This is a genomic window from Thalassobacillus sp. C254 (assembly GCF_001310615.1).
Map to the genome: position 1 here is coordinate 76,540 of NZ_BAXQ01000014.1, position 22,421 is coordinate 98,960.

General features: G+C 41.0%; 21 protein-coding genes, 5 pseudogenes and 1 riboswitch. Of the genes and pseudogenes, 19 read left to right on the forward strand and 7 right to left on the reverse strand.

The features are described 5' to 3' along the window. Positions 1 to 106 precede the first annotated feature (106 nt). From JCM19033_RS28290 to cysI, 5 genes and pseudogenes are all read left to right on the forward strand, one after another. Positions 107 to 325: a Na-translocating system protein MpsC family protein gene (locus tag JCM19033_RS28290; protein ID WP_374701250.1), complete on the forward strand. Its 219-nt coding sequence runs from the start codon at positions 107 to 109 to the stop codon at positions 323 to 325. Next, complete coding sequence (locus JCM19033_RS13780) at positions 228 to 488, forward strand: Na-translocating system protein MpsC family protein (protein WP_054636709.1); 261 nt, start codon at positions 228 to 230, stop codon at positions 486 to 488. Before JCM19033_RS28290 ends, JCM19033_RS13780 begins: the two co-directional genes overlap by 98 nt. A gap of 112 nt (positions 489 to 600) precedes the next feature. Continuing rightward, positions 601 to 783 carry a hypothetical protein gene (locus tag JCM19033_RS13785; RefSeq protein ID WP_054636710.1) on the forward strand — a complete coding sequence of 61 codons (183 nt, stop codon included), beginning with the start codon at positions 601 to 603 and terminating at the stop codon, positions 781 to 783. 627 nt (positions 784 to 1,410) lie between these two features. Continuing rightward, positions 1,411 to 3,247: pseudogene (locus JCM19033_RS13790) on the forward strand (assimilatory sulfite reductase (NADPH) flavoprotein subunit). Positions 3,248 to 3,274: 27 nt separating this feature from the next. Continuing rightward, positions 3,275 to 4,995, forward strand: a pseudogene (cysI, locus tag JCM19033_RS13795) (assimilatory sulfite reductase (NADPH) hemoprotein subunit). Positions 4,996 to 5,071: 76 nt separating this feature from the next. Here the strand turns inward: cysI and JCM19033_RS13800 are convergent. After that, a complete protein-coding gene (locus JCM19033_RS13800; protein ID WP_157049894.1) occupies positions 5,072 to 5,461 on the reverse strand; it encodes a DUF2243 domain-containing protein in 390 nt (129 codons plus the stop codon). 319 nt (positions 5,462 to 5,780) lie between these two features. After that, positions 5,781 to 6,122, reverse strand: coding sequence for a hypothetical protein (locus JCM19033_RS13805; protein WP_054636712.1), 342 nt, complete (start codon positions 6,120 to 6,122; stop codon positions 5,781 to 5,783). Positions 6,123 to 6,254: 132 nt separating this feature from the next. After that, a riboswitch (cobalamin riboswitch) is annotated at positions 6,255 to 6,453 on the forward strand. Between the two features lie 309 nt (positions 6,454 to 6,762). On the opposite strand from JCM19033_RS13805, the gene JCM19033_RS13810 reads away from it, so the two are divergent. The 6 genes from JCM19033_RS13810 to JCM19033_RS13825 all read left to right on the forward strand — a co-directional run bounded on the left by JCM19033_RS13810 (position 6,763) and on the right by JCM19033_RS13825 (position 10,070). Then, the gene (locus JCM19033_RS13810; protein WP_269758219.1) at positions 6,763 to 7,434 is read left to right on the forward strand and encodes an ABC transporter substrate-binding protein; all 672 of its coding nucleotides are present in this window, start codon (positions 6,763 to 6,765) and stop codon (positions 7,432 to 7,434) included. A gap of 16 nt (positions 7,435 to 7,450) precedes the next feature. Further along, positions 7,451 to 7,768, forward strand: a complete 318-nt coding sequence (locus JCM19033_RS25965) for an ABC transporter substrate-binding protein (RefSeq protein WP_269758220.1) — start codon at positions 7,451 to 7,453, stop codon at positions 7,766 to 7,768. 104 nt (positions 7,769 to 7,872) lie between these two features. Continuing rightward, positions 7,873 to 8,904 carry an iron ABC transporter permease gene (locus JCM19033_RS13815; RefSeq protein ID WP_054636722.1) on the forward strand — a complete coding sequence of 344 codons (1,032 nt, stop codon included), beginning with the start codon at positions 7,873 to 7,875 and terminating at the stop codon, positions 8,902 to 8,904. Further along, positions 8,904 to 9,182: an ABC transporter ATP-binding protein gene (locus JCM19033_RS27565; protein WP_306301355.1), complete on the forward strand. Its 279-nt coding sequence runs from the start codon at positions 8,904 to 8,906 to the stop codon at positions 9,180 to 9,182. Before JCM19033_RS13815 ends, JCM19033_RS27565 begins: the two co-directional genes overlap by 1 nt. 14 nt (positions 9,183 to 9,196) lie before the next feature. Continuing rightward, positions 9,197 to 9,679: an ABC transporter ATP-binding protein gene (locus JCM19033_RS27570; RefSeq protein WP_306301356.1), complete on the forward strand. Its 483-nt coding sequence runs from the start codon at positions 9,197 to 9,199 to the stop codon at positions 9,677 to 9,679. A gap of 19 nt (positions 9,680 to 9,698) precedes the next feature. Beyond that, positions 9,699 to 10,070: a ferredoxin gene (locus tag JCM19033_RS13825; protein WP_054636713.1), complete on the forward strand. Its 372-nt coding sequence runs from the start codon at positions 9,699 to 9,701 to the stop codon at positions 10,068 to 10,070. A gap of 304 nt (positions 10,071 to 10,374) precedes the next feature. Here the strand turns inward: JCM19033_RS13825 and JCM19033_RS13830 are convergent, their stop codons facing one another. The 3 genes from JCM19033_RS13830 to JCM19033_RS13840 form a co-directional block, all read right to left on the reverse strand. Further along, the gene (locus JCM19033_RS13830; RefSeq protein ID WP_054636714.1) at positions 10,375 to 11,589 is read right to left on the reverse strand and encodes an MFS transporter; all 1,215 of its coding nucleotides are present in this window, start codon (positions 11,587 to 11,589) and stop codon (positions 10,375 to 10,377) included. 179 nt (positions 11,590 to 11,768) lie between these two features. Further along, a complete protein-coding gene (locus JCM19033_RS13835) occupies positions 11,769 to 12,272 on the reverse strand; it encodes a YusW family protein (protein ID WP_054636715.1) in 504 nt (167 codons plus the stop codon). 203 nt (positions 12,273 to 12,475) lie between these two features. Then, positions 12,476 to 12,760, reverse strand: a complete 285-nt coding sequence (locus JCM19033_RS13840; RefSeq protein WP_054636716.1) for a hypothetical protein — start codon at positions 12,758 to 12,760, stop codon at positions 12,476 to 12,478. Positions 12,761 to 13,020: 260 nt separating this feature from the next. Here JCM19033_RS13840 and JCM19033_RS13845 point away from each other — a divergent pair, with 260 nt between their 5' ends. The 7 genes and pseudogenes from JCM19033_RS13845 to JCM19033_RS25975 all read left to right on the forward strand — a co-directional run. After that, positions 13,021 to 13,512, forward strand: coding sequence for a sulfite exporter TauE/SafE family protein (locus JCM19033_RS13845; RefSeq protein WP_269758221.1), 492 nt, complete (start codon positions 13,021 to 13,023; stop codon positions 13,510 to 13,512). After that, positions 13,472 to 13,708 (forward strand): hypothetical protein, encoded by a 237-nt coding sequence (locus JCM19033_RS25970; RefSeq protein WP_269758222.1) that lies wholly within the window; start codon positions 13,472 to 13,474, stop codon positions 13,706 to 13,708. Before JCM19033_RS13845 ends, JCM19033_RS25970 begins: the two co-directional genes overlap by 41 nt. Positions 13,709 to 13,938: 230 nt before the next feature. Beyond that, positions 13,939 to 14,304, forward strand: a complete 366-nt coding sequence (locus tag JCM19033_RS13850; protein WP_054636717.1) for a metalloregulator ArsR/SmtB family transcription factor — start codon at positions 13,939 to 13,941, stop codon at positions 14,302 to 14,304. Position 14,305: 1 nt separating this feature from the next. Continuing rightward, positions 14,306 to 16,420: a heavy metal translocating P-type ATPase gene (locus tag JCM19033_RS13855; protein ID WP_269758223.1), complete on the forward strand. Its 2,115-nt coding sequence runs from the start codon at positions 14,306 to 14,308 to the stop codon at positions 16,418 to 16,420. 610 nt (positions 16,421 to 17,030) lie between these two features. Then, positions 17,031 to 17,348 carry a hypothetical protein gene (locus tag JCM19033_RS13860; protein ID WP_054636718.1) on the forward strand — a complete coding sequence of 106 codons (318 nt, stop codon included), beginning with the start codon at positions 17,031 to 17,033 and terminating at the stop codon, positions 17,346 to 17,348. Between the two features lie 350 nt (positions 17,349 to 17,698). Next, positions 17,699 to 19,112, forward strand: a pseudogene (locus tag JCM19033_RS13865) (SpoVR family protein). A gap of 2 nt (positions 19,113 to 19,114) precedes the next feature. Beyond that, a pseudogene (locus JCM19033_RS25975) lies at positions 19,115 to 19,258 on the forward strand (M48 family metalloprotease); the annotation flags it as partial. A gap of 102 nt (positions 19,259 to 19,360) precedes the next feature. On the opposite strand, the gene JCM19033_RS13870 reads toward JCM19033_RS25975, so the two are convergent. Both JCM19033_RS13870 and JCM19033_RS13875 read right to left on the reverse strand, forming a co-directional pair. Further along, positions 19,361 to 19,900 (reverse strand): hypothetical protein, encoded by a 540-nt coding sequence (locus JCM19033_RS13870; RefSeq protein WP_054636723.1) that lies wholly within the window; start codon positions 19,898 to 19,900, stop codon positions 19,361 to 19,363. Between the two features lie 330 nt (positions 19,901 to 20,230). Then, a pseudogene (locus tag JCM19033_RS13875) lies at positions 20,231 to 21,182 on the reverse strand (arsenic resistance protein). A 256-nt stretch (positions 21,183 to 21,438) separates the two neighbouring features. Here JCM19033_RS13875 and JCM19033_RS13880 point away from each other — a divergent pair. Next, on the forward strand, positions 21,439 to 22,421 hold a 983-nt coding region (locus JCM19033_RS13880; protein WP_083465458.1), incomplete at its 3' end, for a potassium/proton antiporter.

The window sequence follows — 22,421 nt, forward strand, 5'->3', positions numbered from 1 at the left end:
CATTTTTTATTTTCTCTCAATGTTGTTTATAATATTAGCTTTAGTGAAAAGTTACATAGAAAGGTTAAAAGCCACGTCTAATAAGTTGGAGTGAAATTAATTGAGTATGGAAAATAAGATTGCGGGTTACGTAGGCAGGATGATTAGAAACCATTTTGGAAAGGGACCTAAATCAGTCTATGTTACAATTTCTTATCCCTACATCACTATATATTTAGAAGACTTCCTTGGCCAAAATGGAAAATGTTTTACTCAGGAAAAACGATCAAATGACCGTTTTACACATTCGGGAAAAGTTGATGGCCGCACTCTTACCGGAAATTAAGACATTTGTCTATGGGATTACTGATCTTGAAGTCTACGACTTTTATTATGATTGGAATCTGGATAATAGAACAGGAATGTTCATGGGGACGTTGGCAAAAAACGAAGAAGCAGAAAGCATCAGTCAAGACTTTCAAAAAAAGAGTTACTGGAACAAGAAGTGATAGCTGTGAGTAATGAAGTACAGAAACCCCTGAGAGAATATATTCAGCGCAAGTCAACGACCTTTCATTTCTGGTGATAAGGGAAGGTATTCTACTCCCTATTGAAAAAGAAATGATCTTCTTAGGGTTTGGAGAGGATTTAAAGGTAGCAAAACGAAGATTGGAAAAAAGAAACCTTCACGAAGGACACCGCTTTGAAAAAATATTAAATAAAAAAATTAGTGATATATTTGTGGACTGGGAAACAGAACTGGATAAAAGCATAACTACATTCATTATTGATTCTAAACAATAACATGTCGCGAGGAGCAGCTAAACCAAAGAAAATCCTTCTTTGGTTTTTTTGCTCCAACCCCTTTATTAGAGTGCTATATACCTTTGAGCTGGTAAATGATTTTTAGCGTAGAGATGAGTATAAAATAATCCCGGGTTGTGTGCTGGCAAAACTTAATTTCTTGTCGAAATGACCCAACAGGTTGAAGTCTGACTACGATCAGAGCCGTAAAAAGGTGAGGACGGCTTATTTCCAGGTTCAAAAATGAATACAAGCCACTGAGTTAACAAAAATGACAAATTTCCAACTTGCACAAAAGAGAAGTGTAGCGTATAAAGAATAATAGATTAATGAAAATGTTTGAAATTTAGTTTAATCTAGATCTATTTTTTCTTAGTAAATTGTTGGAATTTTTAAACGTGTTCCTTGGATGTTGTCGAATAAATCAGTTACAACAGGGTTTGATTAATTATTGTTTACTGAAAATTAAACATATATTTATAAAACCAATTGAATTTATAGGAATAATAGAGATATAATAAGAAATAATCATTTCTTCTTTGTTTAGAAAAAGAGGATTATGTCGAACTCAGTCATTTTACATACAATGACACATAATAAGTTAATTCCTTTGTGAGGTGGGTTTTGTTGCAATTTCAGGTAATGAACAGTCCGTTTACTCAGGAGCAGGCAGAGCTCCTCAATCGTTTACTGCCATCATTAACAGAAGCTCAAAAGGTGTGGCTGAGCGGGTATTTAACAGCCACTAGTCAGTCAGCAGCGACAGCTGAAGCACCAGAGGCGCCGGCACCACTGGCTCCAGAGGCGTCCCAGGCTGTCAGTGAAGCACCGCCAATTTCTAAAGAAGTGACTATTCTTTACGGCTCTCAAACCGGGAATGCTCAAAGCTTGGCGGATAATGCCGGAAAAACACTTGAAGGTAAAGGTTTTGAAGTAACTGTCTCTTCCATGAGCGACTTTAAACCGAAGAATCTAAAGAAGGTTGAAAACCTTCTTATCATAGTAAGTACACACGGAGAAGGCGAGCCGCCGGATAATGCAATTTCCTTTCATGAGTTTCTTCATGGACGCCGTGCTCCGAAGCTTGACGACTTGAGATTTTCAGTACTGGCCCTTGGAGATACGTCATACGAATTTTTCTGTCAGACAGGAAAAGAGTTTGATCAGCGTCTTCAGGACCTTGGCGGCACACGTCTATATGACCGAGTGGATTGCGACCTTGACTTTGATGAACCGGCTGCTGAGTGGCTCGAAGGAGTCATTGCAGGTTTAAATCAAGGACAGGGCGGCAGCATTGAAGCTACTCCTTCCGCAACAGCTGCAGCACCGCAGGCTGTTGAAACGAATTACTCCAGGTCAAATCCGTTTCAGGCAGAAGTGCTGGAAAACATTAATTTAAATGGCCGCGGTTCTAATAAAGAAACAAGACATCTGGAATTGTCTCTTGAAGGCTCTGGGCTTGTTTACGAACCAGGAGACAGCTAGGGGTATATCCTGTCAATGATCCTGCTCTTGTTAGTGAGCTTTTAGAAGAACTGAAATGGAATCCTGACGAGACAGTGGAAGTAAAAGGGGAAAATCTAACGCTCAAAGAAGCCCTTACTAAGAACTTTGAAATTACAGTGTTGTCAAAGCCGCTTCTTGAAAAAGCAACTGGCTTTTCTGATAATGAGAACTTGAATGAGCTTTTAGCTCCTGGAAATGAAGACAAAGCAAAAGAATATATTAATGGCCGCGACTTATTAGACTTAGTCCGTGACTTTGGACCATGGAATGCATCTCCTCAAGAGTTTGTATCGATCTTACGGAAAATTCCAGCCCGTTTGTACTCTATTTCAAGCAGCTTGAACGCATACCCAGATGAAGTGCATCTGACAATTGGCGCTGTTCGTTATGAAGCCCACGGGCGTGAGAGAAACGGCGTATGCTCTATTTTATGCTCCGAGCGTCTCCAGCCGGGAGACACTGTTCCGGTTTACGTTCAGAATAACCAAAACTTCAAGCTGCCAGAGAACCCGGAAACGCCTATCATTATGGTGGGACCTGGGACAGGCATTGCGCCTTTCCGCTCCTTTATGCAGGAAAGAGAAGAAATCGGTGCGGAAGGAAAGTCCTGGGTATTCTTTGGAGAACAGCACTTTGTTACGGATTTCCTTTATCAGACTGAATGGCAAAATTGGCTGAGTGAGGGAGTATTAACAAAGATGGATGTAGCATTTTCACGGGATACCGATGAAAAAGTATACGTTCAACACCGGATGCTTGAAAACAGCAAAGAATTGTTCCAATGGCTTCAAGAAGGGGCAGTGTTCTATGTGTGCGGAGATGAGAAAAAGATGGCTCACGACGTCCATAGTACACTCATTGAAATCATTGAAAAAGAAGGCGGTATGAGCGTGAAAAAGCGGAAGAGTACCTGGCCGATATGCAGCAGCAAAAACGTTATCAACGAGATGTATATTGATTTGGGATTGAAGGGAGTAATATCAACATGGTGAACGATAGATTAAAAGCACCAGACGGACCGCCAAGTGATGTGGAACGTATTAAGGAAGAAAGCAACTATTTACGCGGAACATTAAAAGAGACAATGCTGGATCGCATAAGTGCAGGGATCTCAGATGATGATAATCGTTTAATGAAGTTTCATGGGAGCTATCTGCAAGATGACAGAGACTTAAGAAATGAGCGTCAGAAACAAAAGCTTGAACCTGCTTATCAATTTATGCTTCGGGTAAGAACTCCTGGGGGAGTTTCTACACCAAACCAGTGGCTGGTTATGGATGAGCTGGCTCAGAAATACGGGAACGGCACATTGAAGCTTACGACTCGCCAGGCGTTTCAAATGCACGGTATTTTAAAGTGGAACATGAAAAATACGATTCAGGCATCCATAATTCATTACTGGATACCATTGCAGCCTGTGGTGACGTAAATCGTAATGTGATGTGTAACCCAAACCCTTATCAATCTGAAATTCATTCAGAGGTCTTTGAATGGTCCAAAAAGCTGAGTGATGATTTACTGCCGCGAACGCGAGCGTATCATGAGTTGTGGCTGGACGAAGAAATGGTAGCCGGCACGCCAGACGTGGAAGAAGAAACAGAGCCAATGTATGGTCCTTTGTATTTGCCAAGGAAATTCAAAATTGGTGTAGCTGTACCTCCTTCTAACGATGTTGATATCTTTTCTCAAGATTTAGGCTATATTGCAATCGTAGAAGATGGAAAGCTCATTGGATTTAATGTAGCAATTGGCGGAGGCCTTGGGATGACTCATGGCGATACAGAAACTTATCCCCAGGTTGCTAAAGTGATTGGCTTTTGTACACCTGAGCAGATTTACGATGTAGCAGAAAAGATTATTACCATTCAGCGTGATTATGGTAATCGTTCCGTCCGTAAGAATGCACGCTTTAAATACACAGTTGACCGTCTTGGTCTTGATACCGTAGTTGAAGAGCTTGAAAATCGTCTTGGATGGAGCCTGGAAGAGGCAAAGCCTTATTCCTTTGACCATAACGGAGATCGTTACGGCTGGGTGAAAGGTATCAGAGGAAGATGGCACTTCACGTTGTATGTAGAAGGCGGGCGCATCGCTGATTATGAAGATTACAAGCTGATGACCGGTCTACGTGAAATTGCGAAAGTCCACAGAGGCGATTTCCGCCTTACGGCTAACCAGAATCTTGTCATTGCGGACGTCTCCAGCCAGAAAAAGAAAGAAATTAATGAGTTGATTGAGCAATATGGTTTAACAGAAGGAAAGCATTATACTGCACTCCGTCGAAGTTCAATGGCGTGTGTAGCCATGCCGACCTGTGGATTGGCTATGGCTGAGGCAGAGCGTTACTTACCTTCTATGATCGATAAAATTGATGAAATTGTGGATGAAAATGGTCTTCGCGATGAAGAGATCACCATCCGGATGACCGGCTGTCCAAACAGCTGCGGCCGTCCTACCCTTGCAGAAATAGGATTTATCGGTAAGGCACCAGGAAAGTACAATATGTACCTAGGTGCAGCCTTTGACGGCAGCCGCTTAAACAAAATGTACCGGGAAAATATCGGGGAAGAAGAAATTCTAAGTGAGTTGAGAGTACTTCTTTCAAGGTATGCTAAAGAACGCAGTGAAGGCGAGCATTTTGGTGATTTTGTGATTAGAGCAGGCGTTATTGAAGCAGTGACCGATGGCACGAACTTTCATGCTTAATTAGAATTAATCAAGGTCCTTATTCTCTATACAAAAGAGTATAAGGGACCTTTTTTGTAAAGGAAGATGGTATTTATTAATAGTACTTTTCCTCAATTATCGTCTTCCTTTCTCTGATAAGACCGTAAGCAAGCATACCAAAGCCTGTGATAACGAGCAGAAGTTCAATAATAAAAGCTTCCGGGCCATATGTAAGACGATGAAGATGAAATATCCAATGTATGACGATAATATCAAACGTCGCAAAAAAGCCTGAGGCAATGAGGACACCATGGAAAAAAGAAGGCGGAAAGAAACGCCAGGAGATAAAATAAAAAAGCAATGTGACTGCTCCGGCAAAAGCCAAAACCCCCAGCCTTTCTCCCGTCGTTTGGGCAGGAAACCCAAAAGCTTGAGCCTGATATTGATGAAACAGCAAGTCTACAAAAAAAACACCAAAGAAGTAACTGATGAAGCGAGTCAACATGGTACCTCCTTTCTCTTGTTACTATTTACCTGTGCTTACATTTAATTTTCACATCCCCCTTAAATCTTTTCTTTATCTTTTCCGGCAATCCTTCATGCATTTCGATCACTTACCTGAATATGGATTGATCCTCTGGCAGGAACATGAAATAATGTTTTGAACAAAAGAAGAAATACTATTTGATAACCTGATAACAGGCTTTGTCCGGCAGTGAAATACAACGATGATAAATGTCTACGCGTGGTATATACTGGACGACATTTACAATCTTCATGACACCAAAAAGGCTGCCCCGTTAATGGGACAGCCGCAGAAGACACTAATCTATTTTTACTAACTCTACAGGTCCGTGGTCATCACAGTGGTCGCCATGTACATGGTGCAGACGTCCATTGACAAGAAAGTCATAGTGATCGCCATGAGGAACAACCTCGTGACCGCAGTCATCATTGTGAGTACATCCGCAGTTCATGGGGGCACATTCGTCAGGGTTACTTTCTGTTACTGAAATTTTACATTCGTCCCAGTGGCCGTTGTGCTCGCGATGAAGGTGACCGTCATGAACATAATCAATATGGTCACCATGTTTAATTTTAGTGTGCCCGCAAGACAAGCTGTGCTCGTGGGAATGTTTTTCATGAACAGAGTGATCGTGCGCCATTCCTATTACCTCCTTTTTATTATTATTTCACCTTTTTAAACTCATTATCCGAAACAGACGAACATAAAACTTTAGATTGGGATAAGAGAAGATGGACAAGGCAAGGAATCAATGATACGATTTACTAAAATTATACATGCAATGGAAATAGGTGCAAGGCAAATACTGCCTGCTTAATAGGGAAGTCCGGTGAAACTCCGGCACGGACCCGCCACTGTAAGGGGGCCAATGTAATGATTGGCTTTCTCGAGTAATCTCACTGGGTAACACCGGGAAGGGACGAGAGGATAACCCCCAAGTCAGGAGACCTGCCTATTTCAACATCACTGTTGACCTACGGGAATTAGGGAGGTGGTTAGATGCTGCACCAAAGTGTGCCTTCACTTGAATATACCCTTAATAGGCGTGACAAGCCTTCCAGATATATTTGATGAGAAGTAAGCGTTTCTAACCCGATCCCCGGGGTAGAACCGCTTATTTTTTTGGTAAAGGAGTGGTTGCAGTTAATGAAAAAAGTACACAAGTAACACGCTTTGGTATGAAGAGGAAAGAAATCTTTACAAAAAGAGGAAGTGTCCTTATAATTCAAAATATAAATCGTAATAATTACTATTTATGATTACTGAGGAGGAGAAATAAAATGAAGTGGAGCAAAACATATCCGTTGTCTTTTTTATTGACCGGAACTCTTATTATGGCAGCATGTGGAGCAGAGGGCGATACTGAAACCGGAGCTGCTGAAGCGGAGGCTGATTCTTTGTCCCAGGATGAAGCAGTGGTCATTGAGAACAATGGGGAAGAACTTACATTTGAAGAAGCACCCCAGCGTGCAGTGACATTAAACCAGCACGTAACAGAAGTTATGCTCGCTCTAGGGCTTGAAGACCATATGGCAGGGACTGCATATTTAGATGACGGCATACATCCTGAATACCAGGATGCCTATGAGAGTGTACCTGTTTTGGCAGATCAATACCCTTCCCAGGAGCCTTTTTTAAATGTTGAACCTGATTTTGCTTACGCAGGATGGGAAAGTGCTTTTACAGAGGACAATATAGGAACCTTTACTCAGCTCCTTGAGTACGGGATCACCCCTTATCTTCATGAGTCTTCTTCAATGATTGGCCCGACGCTTGATGATGTATATCAGGATATTACTAATATAGGCCAGATATTTAGAGTGGAAGAAAGAGCTGAGGAATTAATCTCTGCTATGGATCAGCGGATTGCTGACGTTCAATCGCAAATAGACCCGGATACAGATGATCCTTTAAGGTATTTGTATATGATAGCGGGGAACAAGAGCCAATGACTGGCAGTCAATTTTTATGACAAACTTAATTGAAATGGCAGGCGGGACTAACATATTCTCTGATGCTTTGGACCAAAACTGGGGGAACGTAAGCTGGGAAGCGGTGATTGAGGAGGACCCTGAATGGATCGTTATTGTTGATTACGGGGAAACAACAGCAGAGCAGAAAAAAGAATTTTTGTTATCATATGATGCCTTGGAAAGTGTGACAGCAATACAAGAAGAGAATTTTGTAGTCGTTCCCTTATCTGCTGCTGCTGAAGGAGTCAGAGCTCCTGAAGCGTTTGAGTTGATGGCAGAAGGATTTTACCCGGATATAGCTAACGAAAATTAGGGGACTTTCTTATGAGCGGTATAGCAAAAACTTATGAGACCACCCCTTTACCAGGGAAAGATAAAATGGAGGAGAAACAGCTAAAAAGGAATAAAGTTACCTACATGCTTTGGCTCAGCGGTCTTCTAGGATTACTGTTGATATCGATAACTGCAGGGGTAATGCTGGGACCAGTTGCTATTTCCCCTGAAGCAGTATGGGGAATCATTGTTTCGAAGGTTCCGTTTGTGAATGCATGGATCACATCCGAGTGGACTCCTGCTCATGATCACATCGTTTGGGATATCCGCTTGCCCAGAGTGCTTTTGGGCGCTGTTGTAGGAGCAGGACTCTCAATTGTAGGTGTGGCTATCCAGGCCCTTGTTCGAAACTCCCTGGCCGACCCTTTTATTCTCGGTGTGTCTTCAGGTGCTTCTGTTGGAGCTACCTTGGTGATTCTGTTTGGAGCTTTCAGTGTATTTGGCCAATATGCTCTTTCACTTGCTGCGTTTTTAGGAGCATTAGTTTCCATTGTTCTGGTTTTTTTGTTAGCGCAAGTAAATAAACGAATTTCTACTGCGAGGCTCCTTCTAGCCGGCATAGCCATTTCTATGATATTGAGTGCAGTGACGAGCTTCATTGTTATTTCTGCGCCTAGAGAAGAAGGAATTCGAAGCGCTCTTTACTGGTTGATGGGCAGTTTAGCCGGAGGAACCTGGGGGAACCTGTGGATTCCTTTAGCTTCTCTTGTTATTGTGTTTCTTTTTCTTTGGTTTCAATCACGTTCATTAAATCTTCTCCTTATGGGAGAGGAGACGGCAGCTACGTTAGGGATGAATATTGATCAATTCCGAAAGATCCTTTTAGTTATTACTGCTCTTCTTACTGGGGTTTTGGTAGCTGTCAGTGGAGCCATTGGCTTTGTAGGGTTAATGATTCCCCATATTGTGAGGCTGCTTATCGGCTCAGACCATAAAAGGGTGCTGCCGGTCAGTGCTTTGCTTGGAGCTGTATTTCTAATATGGGCTGATATTGGAGCAAGGCTGATTGCTGCACCGGAGGAAATGCCTATAGGTATTCTAACCGCCTTATGCGGAGGACCGTTTTTTATTTGGCTCTTGCGAAGAAGTACATACTCGTTTGGGAGTGAATCATAATGCATGTAAAAGTAGAAGATCTTTCAAAAGATTTATCAGGTGAAAAAATACTGCAAAATATTAATTTACATGTAGATACAAATGAATTTGTCGGGATTGTGGGACCTAACGGCAGCGGGAAATCTACGATGTTAAAAAGCATTTATCGGCACCTTAAGCCTGACTTTGGCGTTGTGGAAGTAAACGGTGAAAATATATATAATTGGACGGCTAAAAAAACGGCGAAACATATGGCCGTTGTCAGCAGGAGTCAAGTGTTCCGTTTGATTTTTCGGTAAAAGAAATGGTACTTATGGGCAGATCCCCTCACAAACGTTTTCTGGACAGAGATAACATAGAGGATGAAAAAATTGCAGAAAAAGCATTATCAGAAGTGGGGATGCTTTCGTTTTCCAGAAGAAGCTTCGCCTCGTTATCAGGTGGGGAAAAACAAAGGGTTATAATAGCCAGAGCGTTAACACAAGAGGCTGATGTCCTTGTTTTGGATGAGCCGACGAATCATCTCGATATCCAGCACCAGCTGCAAATATTAGATCTGGTTAAGCGTTTAAAGCAGACGGTAATAGGAGCTTTACATGACTTAAACCTGGCTGCAGCATACTGCGATAAGATCTACGTGCTTAACCATGGGGAGATCTATGCATCAGGAACCCCACAGGATGTATTAACCACTGAGCTAATGAGAGAAATTTTCGGCGTTGAAACTGTAGTAATGGAGCACCCCATAACCAAGAAACTTGCTATTACTTATTTATCTGAAGGGATGCATTCTTAACAAAGGGGGCAATTTATTTATGGCGACTTGGAATTTATCAGAAACTTCCCACCACATTCTGATTTGTAACGGGGGAAGCTGTATGAAGCAGGGTGGAGAAGAAGTTACTTTAGCAATCAGGGAAGCAATTAAGGACCTTGGAATAGACGACATGGTTCATACGACAAGAACACGGTGTAATGGAAGATGTGAGGACGCTTGTGTGGTCATTGTTTACCCAGAAGGTATATGGTATCAAGGTATTAGTAGACAAACAGGAAAAGAAATTATAACAAAGCATATACAGGAAAAAACGATTTTGGAAGACTCATTAGCTTATCAATATAGTGATGGTGGTTTCTTGCGGCAGCAAGAAGCACCAGTAGGGATATACAAAAGAGATATAAGATGAAAAGGCTACCTGTAAATATACAGGTGAACCGTTTTCTTCTGTCCGTATTGTGGCTAGAGAAGCAGATTTTATGAGAGCTTATAAAGGATTTGCATCTTGGGAAGACGGACAGGAGTTTGTTTAAAATAATAACGGCTCAAAGTCGTTTTTTTCACTTTTATAGAAAAGGAATAAGTAACGGGGAACGCCACTCATAATAAACTTGTAAGAAGCCTTTCTTTATATCGTGAAGTTGGGTCTCTTAACAATATGGTCCTCCCTTTTGGTAAAAGGGAGGCTTTTTTTGAAAGCATATTTAGTTACGTTAGGAGCTCTGATGCTCTGCTTTACCTGTTTTTTCAGGAGCAAAAGAGCCGGTTGCAAAGGTCAGGAGAAATCCCCCAAAAAGCAGTGTGCCTAATACAAGGATGGATGGCAGGTATCCAGCGGTCTTCAAGAGATATGCTGAAAGGATGGGCCCCAGGCTTGCCCCAAGGAAAAGGACGAAGGCATTAAAAGATATCGCGCTGCCTTTTGCCGGGCCAGCAAGTTGGCTAATCAGAGAAATCACCACAGGGGTGACAATGGCAATGCCGGCTGTAAACGCCACGCTCGTTATAATAATCAGCGGAAGAGACGGACTGACACTCAAAGCCAGCAGTCCAGCGGAAGCAAGTCCTAAACCAGCTCTAAGAACAGTAAGAACCCCAATATTCTGGGCGATTCGCCCGGCAAATGGAGCAAGAAGCATGTCCAGGATTCCAGCTGCCCGTATGGATAAAATCTGCTGATCAGATAAACTGAATTCTGACCTTAAGTAGGTTCCCAGCACAGAGTACATACCGATAAGAGAAAGGAGGAGCATGAAAGTAATAGAAAAAGCGCTTATGAACTGTTTATGTTTTATAAATGTAAACATATACTTATATGTTGCTAGTATACTTTCTTCTTTTCTTTCAGTAATGTCTTTAGGCAGGAGTGTGATAACGAGTATAGTGCTTATGAAATAAATTCCACCAAGAATGAAAAAAATTGAGTGCCAGCCGTAATATTCATTTATCACTCCGCTTACTACCTGACCGATGATTCCGGCCATTAGAAGCCCGGAGCTTATATATCCTACAGTAGTCAGCCTCTTTTGCGGCGGGAACATTTCACCAGCGTAAACTAAAGAAATTGGAGCAAAAGCTGCAGCTGCTAGTCCTTGAATGCCCCTTAATAAGACCAACACATAAAAGCTCTCTATAAAGCCTAAGGTAATAGTGACTGCTGTTAATATACTAATGCTTGAGACCAAAAAAACCTTTCTGCCGTAGCGATCGGACAAAGGGCCGTAAAGAAGGCATCCAATGGCATAGCAAAGAGAAAAAGAACTGCCGATCCAGGCTGCCTGAGTCAAGCTTACACCAAAGGTATGAGACAGGTCATGTTCTAAAGGGATCGTTAGATACATGCTCGATAAGATAACCAGGCCGCACCAGAACAATATAAAAGTGGAAATGAATTGTTTGGAAGATTCATTGATATAGGACAAGGACATAAGTTGACTCCTTTCACAGTTTACCAGTCTTTTAGGCCAGCAAGTCGGGATAAGAAAACATGAGTATTATTAGTATGGCAGGAAAGAAGGAAAAAGTGGAAGGGAAAGTCTGTGAATGCGATAGGGTCAACAATGTTCTCCAATAAAAAAAGCATTCCGAAGAATGCTTTTTCACTAATTTACGATAAACGTTCAATTTCAATTTCAGTACCGTCTGCAAAAGTGATTTCAAGGCCGAAGTCATTAATCTCTTCTGGAACAAGTCCAAAAATAGCTAACACCTCATCAGCAATTTGAGCCTCGCTCATTTGACTGGAAACATTCAATTGCGCCAGCATTTCCTCCATATGCTGTACAGCCCAGTCACCGCCTTGATCAGCTTCTTCTCCATGTTCGTGCTCCACTTTTGCATCTACATCATTGGTGGTTCGTTTATATTCCCATTCTACTTCATCGTCGTATATCGTTCTAACCTCAAGGTCAAATTCCCGAATGTTATCAACGTTCGTTTGAAAAGCTTGACCACCGAAGTTGTCTTGTGCATTCATGCCGGTCTGATTTCCAGCCTGGTTTCCGGCTTGGTTTCCTCCTTGACCTGCTGCATCGCCTCCATTACATCCTGTACTCATAAAAGTTAACATTACAGCTAGAAAGAAAACGGCACCACGGGTGAATTTCTTCAATGTCATCGCTCCTTTGGCATATTTATACTTTTAGAGTGTCTAGAAATTAATAAATTATGCTCACAAAAGGAGGATGAGGAAAATATAGCTGGGGTGCCAGGCACTGAAAAGAGGAGGAGAGCCTAAATCAATGGAAACCCTTGTTATATAGGGGAAGTATCATTACAAATGTTACAAACCTAGATGGGGTGCCAGGCACCCCCCTATTCGTTTCGTCCTGCTTCGATCAGTAAAAAGGTAGCGGTTATGATGTGCATAATCATTCCCACAAACGGAATCCATGCTATGCAGGAGGTGACAATCCCCAAAATATGTCCTGTTTTCTTTCTGCCTTCATTCGTTGTGATCACTAACGCTACGATATGTAATGCAAGCATAATTAATAATGGTACCCAATAGAATCCTAAAACGATCGTTGCCCCGAGAATGGGAAAGCCAAGCAATGCTTCTAATCCTCCTGCTACCCACTTTAATACTCTACCTGCCATTCCAACACCTCCTTTTCTGCTTTTTCCATTATACTCACAGCACTTATTGTATTTAAACAAAATGAGTTTGGCCTTTTATCAGATTTATGAACAGGTAAGGAGCAATATGTTTTTAAGTAGCTTCCAATACAGCAAGAGGGCATCAATTTTTTAACAACTTGTTATGAGCAGAAGACAACACAAGTGATGATCAGTCCTATATGATAAAAAGGAAGGGACGTCAAAGTAAGAATAATACTTATTGATTGGTGTTGAACAAAGTGGGCTTAGAATTATTATTTGTCTTTGTTATCGTTGTGATTGGGGGATTTATTCAGGGGGCCAGCGGTTTTGGCTTTGGATTAGTTGCTATGGGATTCTTGCCGCTTTTTCTTACGTTAAAAGAAAGCACGCTGATTGTTATTGCGTTACTATTTGTGGCTTCGTTGAGCATTGTTCGAAAAATGTATCAGTACATAGAACTGAAGGGTCTTCTACTTATTATCCTTCCTGCGATGGCAGGAAGGGTGTTCTCTTTTTTTATTTTGACAGCTTACGGAGATATGGATGTGTTGAAACAGGTGCTTGGTTTCTTTTTGATTGGAATGGTTATTTACTTACTTCTTAAAAAGAAAGCCTCTCCTTCTGCAGAAATGAAGCTAGTGACACCGTTGGTACTTGGATTTTTAGGTGGGTTTATTGGCGGGATTTTTGCAGTAGGAGGCCCATTTTTTGTATTTTACTTTTTTGATGCTTTACCAGGACAAGTATAAATACAATGCCAATCTGCAAGTCACTGTAGTCATAACAAGTTTATTTACCCTGCTCCTCCACGGCCTGAATGGTGATTTTGATGTTTCGCTGTTTGGGTATATTTTGGCAGGAATTCTGGGAGTGTTTTTAGGAACAGCACTAGGATTAAAGTGGTTTGAAAACCTTCCTGCTGCTTTTATCAAAAACCTTGCATGATAATGGTTTTGCTGGCAGCCATTAATTTAATCCTGTTTAGTTAAGAACACTTTAATAGGGTACAGTATATGTGCCAAAAAAGGACAGAAACTGTACCTATTATCCATTAACTATTTGTCCGAAAAGGGGAGATTTTTTAATTAACATTCAAACATTCATTTGAATATAATCATGTAATATAATATTATTGTAACAATCAAATTAATATTTGAATGATAGGTGGGAGACATATGACACCAAAGGATCAATGTGAAATATTTTGTTATGACGAGGAAAAAGTCAACAGATTAAAAGAAACAATTATAGCTGAAGATATGCAACATATGGCTCGAATGTTTAAGGCGCTTGCTGATGACACAAGAATGAAGATTGCTTATTCCCTGAGTCAGGAAGACGAATTATGTGTTTGTGATGTGGCCCATATCATTGGAGCTACCACCGCCACGGCTTCTCATCACCTCAGGCTCTTACGTAATATGGGGCTGGCAAAATACCGAAAAGAAGGCAAATTAGTATTTTACTCCTTGGATGACGATCATATTAAACAATTGATCCTCATCGCCTATGAACATAAGCAAGAAGAAAAAGGTGAGTGATATGGCTGAAAAAAAGACTTACAATGTTCAAGGATTTACCTGAACTGACTGTGCTGCTCAGTTTGAGCAGAATGTAAAGAAGCTGCCAAGCGTAAAGGACGCCAAAATAAATTTTGGAGCTTCAAAAATTACAGTGTACGGTAACCCTTCTATAGAAGAAGTAGAAAAAGCAGGGGCTTTTGAAAACTTGAGGGTAGTGCATGAAAATGAACAACTGACCCGTATTCCCTTATGGAAAAACCAGGGGGCAGTAAAAACGATTATCTCAGGGATATTACTCATTCTAGGATTGATATTGTACCTCGTGATGGATGATGAAACTCTTCTGCCAGTCATAGCTTTTGCTTCTTCCATTCTTATTGGGGGATACAGCTTGTTCATCCAGGGTTTTAAAAACCTTGTCCGACTTCGCTTTGACATGAAAACGTTAATGACAGTAGCTATCCTTGGTGCTGCAGCAATTGGGGAATGGGCAGAAGGAGCAGCCGTAGTATTTTTCTTTGCGATCAGTGAATGGCTGGAGATGTATTCAATGGATAAAGCCCGTCAGTCTATTCGGTCACTAATGGGTATTGCCCCCAATACTGCCACCATTCTACGAAACGGACAGGAGATTGAAATTCCTGTGGGAGAAATAGTGATTGGGGATATAATGATCGTGAAGCCAGGGCAGAAAATTGCTATGGACGGTATTGTGGTAAATGGATATTCCTCTGTCAACCAGGCGGCTATTACAGGTGAATCGATACCCGTTACAAAAGAGATTGATAGTGAAGTCTTTGCCGGAACATTAAATGAAGAAGGGCTTCTGGAAATCAAAGTCACCAAGAGAAGCGAAGATACAACGATCGCAAGAATTATTCACATGGTAGAAGAAGCTCAATCAGAACGTGCGCCTTCACAGGCTTTTGTTGATCGATTTGCCAAATATTACACACCAGCTGTGATGGCAGTGGCTCTAGTGATGGTTACGGTTCCTCCGCTGCTGTTTGGCGGGAACTGGAGCGAGTGGGTCTACCGAGGGCTGGCACTGCTTGTTGTCGCATGTCCATGTGCTTTAGTTATCTCTACCCCTGTTTCTATTGTGACGGCTATTGGAAATGCAGCCAGAAACGGTGTGTTGATTAAAGGCGGAGTCTACTTGGAGGAAGCAGGTGCGTTATCTGCTATAGCTTTTGATAAAACAGGCACATTAACAAAGGGAATACCAGAGGTAACAGACATTATTCCTTTACAAAAAGAAAATACGACAGATTGGTTTACAATTACCGCAGCCATTGAAAAAGGGTCTAAACACCCGTTAGCTGCTGCCATTGTTAGAAAGGCAGAGGAAAATGAGAGAGAACATTCTCCGTATGAATTGGCTGACTTTACATCTGTGACAGGTAGAGGCATTCAAGCATCAGTAAACGGTCAAATATTTTACGTAGGAAGCCCGGAGTTTATAATGGAGCAGGTTTCACCGTTATCTGAGACTGCAATGAAAAAGGTTAAACAGCTGCAGGAAGCAGGAAAAACAGTTATCGTTACTGCTGATAAATCCACTGTCCTTGGACTGATAGCTGTCCGCGATGAAGTTCGTGAAGGGAGCCGTGAGATTATAAGGTCACTGCATCGCCTGGGAGTAAAGAACACAATCATGCTGACAGGTGATAATTCTTTAACTGCGAATTCAATTGGAGGGCAACTAGGTATCACAAAAGTTCAAGCAGAATTACTTCCACAAGGAAAGCTAGAAGTTGTAAAACAGCTGAAGGAAGAACAGCAGAAGGTAGCCATGATAGGAGATGGAGTAAATGATGCCCCTGCTTTAGCTGCTTCCACAGTGGGAATCGCCATGGGAGGGGCAGGCACTGATACTGCTCTTGAAACAGCAGATATTGTATTAATGGCTGATGATATCAGCAAATTGCCGTTCACTATTCAACTCAGCAGAAAAACTATACAAATTATAAAGCAGAATATTGCATTTTCTATTGGTATAAAGCTTATTGCCATGGCATTCATTATTGCTGGCTGGCTGCCTCTGTGGCTGGCGATTTTAGCAGACGTAGGTGCCACTCTTCTTGTGACATTAAATGGTATGAGGCTGACCAGAATAAAAGTTAACAAGTAATTTTCCTCCTAGTAGAACGGTAACTAGGAGGTTTTTGTCATGATGCAGAGGGAATCTCTAATTATAAAATGATTCATGGAAAAGAAGTAAGAGGATAAGTTTATTATAATAACGAAATAAGGAACGATGGAGAATAGATTTTTATCCTTGCTTCACTTTTTGATGATGGCTACTTCATGAAGAGTATCAAGAGTTTTGATTATTGCTTGGTTCAATTTGAAAAGGGAATAAGTTTACAACTGAAAAGTTGGAAGGTTTAAGGCAGCTGCATGTCGCACATCACATGCATGCGCTACAAGGAGGCATTTAATTCCTTGCTTGAAGCAAGAGAGGAGTGGTAAGAGAAAGGTGATTTCGCCGACTGTGATTCTTTCTAATATCGTCGTCAATCGTATTGAAAGGAAATACCTTGCTCACTTGCCGTGACTTTGCGGACAAACGGTGAATACCTGTATAAGAGGGCCGTAATCCTTAGAAAGAAATTATTTTATATATCGTATTCAGAAAAAACAAATAAATAGGTCTGACATCAAGTATAATGGACAGGAAAAGAAATAAGAAACAAAGGAAATCCTCTTTTTCCCACCCTACGTAAAAAGGAGAGAAGACGATGAGAGAAAAGTGGACAAAAGCTGCTTGTCAAGCCATTGAAGAAGCTCTTTCCCACCCACCGTTTTTTCAAGACTCCTTGCGATGCGGAGTGGTCAGTTGTCGTCTGTCAGAAGGGTACAGGCAGACCTACGTGGATGTCTTTATTAAAGAGCGCCACATGATCCGCGTGGTTCTTTGCGAACGAGAAAAAAAGGTTACCCATGTCATGCGGGCAAGCACGATGGAAAAAGTGCCCGAATCCCTTTGCCGAGTGATCAAAACCCGCTTACCAAATCTTGTTTGGGGATCGTCCAACCCTTCAAAAGAAGCCAGTTAACAGGAGGGATATTATGAAAAAGAGAGAGAGAAAGCGTAGTCTAATGTATCCACTCTTTGAGCAAAGGAGTAAAGAAATAGATAATGACCCGAAATACCTGAAATGGCAAAAAAAAATGAGGAAACTAGAAAAGAAACTGAAGAAGAGACCATGGTGGTAAGGTCCTGAATCGAATGATCAGGATCATTTTTTTGTGCTTCCTGAGGCACCACGGAAAAGTCGAACGAGGGGGCCTCTCTACCTTGTATTATTCAGCTCTTAAAGGGCTCTGCTAGAATGTTTTTTGTCATGCCTGTCTTTGACAAATCATAAAGATAAAAGAAGACGCATGATTAAGGGGGCGCCTAAGAATGACCGATGAATTTAAGGATTTAAATCGGGCGATTGAGGAAATTACGGAGATCGCAGAAGGATTCGGGCTTGATTTCTACCCAATGAGATATGAAATTTGTCCAGCGGATATCATTTATACATTTGGAGCATACGGTATGCCGACGAGGTACAACCACTGGAGCTTTGGGAAGCAATTTCATAAAATGAAGCTTCAGTATGATTTGGGACTAAGCAAGATTTATGAGTTAGTCATTAACTCAAATCCATGCTACGCTTTCTTGCTAGGAAGCAACAGCCTGATCCAAAACAAGCTGATTGTCGCTCACGTGCTGGCACATTGTGATTTCTTTAAAAATAATGCCAGGTTTGCAAACACCCGCCGTGACATGGTGGAGAGTATGAGTGCCACTGCAGAACGAATCTCTAACTATGAAATGATTCACGGTAAGGAAGAAGTGGAAACATTCTTGGATGCAGTCTTGGCGATCCAAGAGCATATTGACCCAAGCTTGGTTCGACCAAAGTTGTCCTGGTCCCTTGACGATGTGTATGAGATAGATGAAGATGAGCCAAAGGAAAGAAATACTCCATACGATGATTTATGGAAAATGGATGTGAAAAAGAAAGAAGAACCGCAACGCAAACGTAAAAAAGCTTTCCCTCCACAGCCGGAAAAGGATATTCTTCTTTTTATTGAAGAATACAGCCGAGAACTAGAACCATGGCAGCGTGACATCTTAACCATGATGCGGGAAGAGATGCTTTATTTCTGGCCGCAGCTTGAAACAAAAATCATGAACGAAGGCTGGGCTTCGTACTGGCATGCAGGATACTCAGAGAGATGGACTTAACATCCGATGAAAGTGTGGAATTTGCAAAGCTTAATGCTGGAGTGGTTCAGCCATCTAAAACCTCAATCAATCCCTACTACTTGGGGCTGAAGATTTTTGAAGACATCGAGGAGCGTTATAATAACCCAACCGAAGAATGATGCAGCGAGGAGTGGAAAAGGGAAGCGGACGAGAAAAAATGTATGAGGTAAGAGAAGTAGAGTCTGATATTTCCTTTATCCGCAACTACTTAACAAAAGAGCTGGTAACGAGAGAGGATATGTACTTGTTCCAGAAAAAAGGAAAAGAGTATAAGATCATCGATAAAGAATGGAAGGAAGTGCGTGACCAGCTCATCTCATCTAGAGTAAACGGCGGCTTCCCTTATCTGACAGTAACTGATGGAGATTACCTCAAAGCTGGGGAGTTATTTATCACCCATCACTTTGAAGACACAGAGCTTGATGTGAAATATTTGGAAAAAGTACTTCCTTACCTATATCAACTTTGGGGACGTCCAGTGCATATTGAGACAGTTGTTAATGAGAAAGATACCGTTTTTACGTATGATGGAAGAAGAGTGCACAGAAGGTATTTATAACTCATGTTAACCGAGCTCAGGTCAATGACCGTACCGATGATTCGGCTGTTCAGACGGTGAAAATCAACGGAAAAGGTGGTATGGCAAGGCTTTTCTCCACCCACCCTGATCTTGATGAAAGAATTGCGCGTCTTGAAGAGAGATAATAGTAAATGTAAAAAGCTGGTCTATCTACTTTGTAGATAAGACCAGCTTTTTTTGAGGCAGGTATTGTTTTTTCTGTTATCTCATGTGCCAGAGCCAATTAATTAAGGAGTATACGGGTAATGAGAGCCGTGAAGAACAATTTTCAGGTCGCCATCATTATTTCTTGTATGAGCGAAATTGTATTCTACTTCAACAGGTTCTCCTCCATCAGCTGGTGTAAAATAATACACACCCATACTTAGAGCTGTATTTCCTTCAATTATAACTCCTTCATTTTCCCACTGTACATCTGTCCAAGGTGCAATGGCAAAACCATCATCCTCTGGATACGCTTCATTTCCTCCTATGAAATAAGACAACGCTCCTTCAAAGGTGTCGCGGAAACGTTCCTCACTAGCTAAAGTTGGTTTGAAAAGGACATCGCCGGTATCATAACCATAGAAACGTTCGATATGCTCAGAAGCAGCGGCTTCATAGTCTTCACCCTCGCTGTATACTTCTCCGATATGAACAATTCCTTCTCCCCAGCTTTCCTGAAATTCCAAAACTTCCTCCTCAGTGATCTCCTGTACTACTTCTTCCTCCGCTGATTCACCCTCTACTGGTTCAGTAGAAGAATCTGTTGAACATGCAGCTAACATTGCAGTGAAAGATACTGCTCCCACTACGCTTCCAATTCTTTTTAATTTGATAATAATAATAACTCCTCTTCTACATTATGTATCTATTTTTTCCTACAAATGGGATTATAATTCCTTTATAGTGAATTGTCAATATAATCCTCAGTGCATATAGATACAGGAGAAAGTGGTAAGGATACCGTCTTTACGGATGGTTGGAAAAGAGTGCTCCAGAATATTTATGCACAAAAAACCCACGAGAGAGGAAGGGCTTTCCTTATAGATAACTAGATGAAGGTTTGACTTTACTAAAATAACCTATTTACAGACATTATTCCTTTCGAGGTTTTTTTAAGTATTTCTATTTCTAGAAGTGAATAGTAACAGCTGAGTAATGATAGCCAAAATAGGAAGTTCCAATAACGGTCCTATTACTAATGTTAAAGCGATTAAGGTTGATCTGGAAAGGCGGTCATAGCAATTGCTAAAGCAATTGGCGAATTTCTTGCTAGAGTAGTTAAGCTTAAACTTGCTCTGTCGGAGTTTGAAAACCTCATTACCTTTCCAATTCTTTGACCGACAAAGAAATTTACTATGAAAAATAATAGAATAGGAATAATAATTTTCCACATTACATCTAAATTATCAAGAAGTAATTGGCCTTGTGAAGCAAACATAGCAACGATTGCAAGGCTTAGAAAAATGATAGGTAACACGCTGAGAGTGGATATAAGGTTATCCCTTACCTGTTGCCTTTTTCTCAAGAACATCTTTGTTAGAAGAGACAAAATTAGTGGCATGAATAAAACAACCAAGATGCTTTCAATGAGAAAAGAAAGTTCTATAACCCCTGTTGTTCCTCCAAATATAAGAAGATAAACAGGAAGCAAAATGACTTGGAGAATTAAGTTTAGAGGTAAGATGGCCGTTGATAACGCAACATTTCCTTTTGCCACCCCTGTAAAGATCAAGTACCAGTCAGTGCATGGTGTAACCATAAGCATAATAAATCCAAGAAATAATGCTGGGTTATCACCTAAAAATACCATTGCCAGAAGCCATGCCAGGATGGGGGTCCAGACAAAGTTTATAATCACTGAAGTATATGTAAACCTAATGTCTTTAAAAGCTTTTTTAATTCTTCCATAGGAATTTGTAAAAAAGTAATATAAAGCATGGCTACTAGTAAAGGAACAATAAAGCTTTCCGCATTAGCTCTTATTAACTCTGTTTGTCCTATACCTATTCCAATCAATACTGCTAAGAAAATAATAAAAGTATATAGTTTTTCTAATAAGTTCATTGGGTATCACAGCCTGCTAAAGAATAATTTTTGAATGACGTAATTTTATCATAGTTTAACTGTTCAGTAAGTTTTCCTTATTTGTATCAGCTTTGGGGGGAGGCCAGGCATTAAAACGGTGGTAATGGTTACGCAGTGCAATTTAAGAAAGTCAGCCTGTAAACGTAGGCTTTCAAACGGTTAGATGGTACATAAAGAGGGAATATACTGTTAAAAATTCAGAGTATGTAACTTACTATTCAGAGGGTGCATTGTTATGTTGACAAGTAACTTTATTAGTGACTATATGGTACTATTCATTGGGTTGATTTTGGCTTTGGGTGTAATTGTCACTAAGTTTTCAAGCCGGTTAGGAATCCCATCCCTCATCTTTTTTATTGGCTTAGGGATGGCTTCTGGTACAGATGGAATTGGTTTCATTGATTTAACTGACGTAGAGTATGTTCAAGTCATAGGGATTGTGGCCCTTGTAATTATTCTATTTGAGGGAGGCATTCATACCAATTGGTCTACTGTACGACCCGTGATTGGTACCGCCATTTCCTTGGCCACCGTAACTGTGCTTCTTACATCAGTGATTCTTGCTTTTTTTGCTTATTGGATTCTAGATCTGACTTTGTTTGAAGCTTTCTTGCTGGGAGCCTTGGTTGGTTCCACGGATGCTGCCGCCGTATTTGCCACATTAAAAGGAAAAAACATAAAAGCCCGGTTAGGTGCAGCCATGGAAGGGGAATCAGGTGCCAACGACCCTATGGCTGTGTTTTTAACCTTGGCAGCGATTGAACTCATTACCATAGAAAACAATGATTACTTGTTTATGATAGGAGCATTTTTCTGGCAAATGCTCTTTGGGGTTGTTTTAGGCCTGGTTTTGGGAAAAGGGGCATCTCTTCTCATTAACCGTATTAATATTGATATAAGTGGTATGTATCCCATTTTTGCCATTTCATTTGCCTTTATTACTTATAGTGCAGCAGAATTTTCCCAGGCCAGTGGGTTACTTGCTGTATATGTATCGGCATTAGTAATTGGAAACTCTGAACTCGCGTATCGGTACACCATTTCACGTTTTCAGGAAGGTCTGGCTTGGATGGCTCAAATTGTTATGTTTGTGATCTTAGGCCTCTTGGCTTCTCCACAGGATATTTTCTCCTGGTATGTCATTTGGACCGGCCTTCTTCTATCCATTTGTTTAATGTTTGTTGCCCGGCCTGTTGCAGTATTTATATCTACCATAGG

Excerpts from the sequence above, each read along its gene's own strand:
- JCM19033_RS28290 (WP_374701250.1), top strand. The coding sequence starts at position 107 with ATGGAAAATAAGATTGCGGGTTACGTAGGCAGGATGATTAGAAACCAT.
- JCM19033_RS13785 (WP_054636710.1), top strand. The coding sequence starts at position 601 with ATGATCTTCTTAGGGTTTGGAGAGGATTTAAAGGTAGCAAAACGAAGA.
- JCM19033_RS13800 (WP_157049894.1), bottom strand. The coding sequence starts at position 5,461 with ATGTTGACTCGCTTCATCAGTTACTTCTTTGGTGTTTTTTTTGTAGAC.
- JCM19033_RS13805 (WP_054636712.1), bottom strand. The coding sequence starts at position 6,122 with ATGGCGCACGATCACTCTGTTCATGAAAAACATTCCCACGAGCACAGC.
- JCM19033_RS13810 (WP_269758219.1), top strand. The coding sequence starts at position 6,763 with ATGAAGTGGAGCAAAACATATCCGTTGTCTTTTTTATTGACCGGAACT.
- JCM19033_RS25965 (WP_269758220.1), top strand. The coding sequence starts at position 7,451 with ATGACAAACTTAATTGAAATGGCAGGCGGGACTAACATATTCTCTGAT.
- JCM19033_RS13815 (WP_054636722.1), top strand. The coding sequence starts at position 7,873 with ATGCTTTGGCTCAGCGGTCTTCTAGGATTACTGTTGATATCGATAACT.
- JCM19033_RS27565 (WP_306301355.1), top strand. The coding sequence starts at position 8,904 with ATGCATGTAAAAGTAGAAGATCTTTCAAAAGATTTATCAGGTGAAAAA.
- JCM19033_RS27570 (WP_306301356.1), top strand. The coding sequence starts at position 9,197 with ATGGGCAGATCCCCTCACAAACGTTTTCTGGACAGAGATAACATAGAG.
- JCM19033_RS13825 (WP_054636713.1), top strand. The coding sequence starts at position 9,699 with ATGGCGACTTGGAATTTATCAGAAACTTCCCACCACATTCTGATTTGT.
- JCM19033_RS13830 (WP_054636714.1), bottom strand. The coding sequence starts at position 11,589 with ATGTCCTTGTCCTATATCAATGAATCTTCCAAACAATTCATTTCCACT.
- JCM19033_RS13840 (WP_054636716.1), bottom strand. The coding sequence starts at position 12,760 with ATGGCAGGTAGAGTATTAAAGTGGGTAGCAGGAGGATTAGAAGCATTG.
- JCM19033_RS13850 (WP_054636717.1), top strand. The coding sequence starts at position 13,939 with ATGACACCAAAGGATCAATGTGAAATATTTTGTTATGACGAGGAAAAA.
- JCM19033_RS13860 (WP_054636718.1), top strand. The coding sequence starts at position 17,031 with ATGAGAGAAAAGTGGACAAAAGCTGCTTGTCAAGCCATTGAAGAAGCT.
- JCM19033_RS13870 (WP_054636723.1), bottom strand. The coding sequence starts at position 19,900 with ATGTTAGCTGCATGTTCAACAGATTCTTCTACTGAACCAGTAGAGGGT.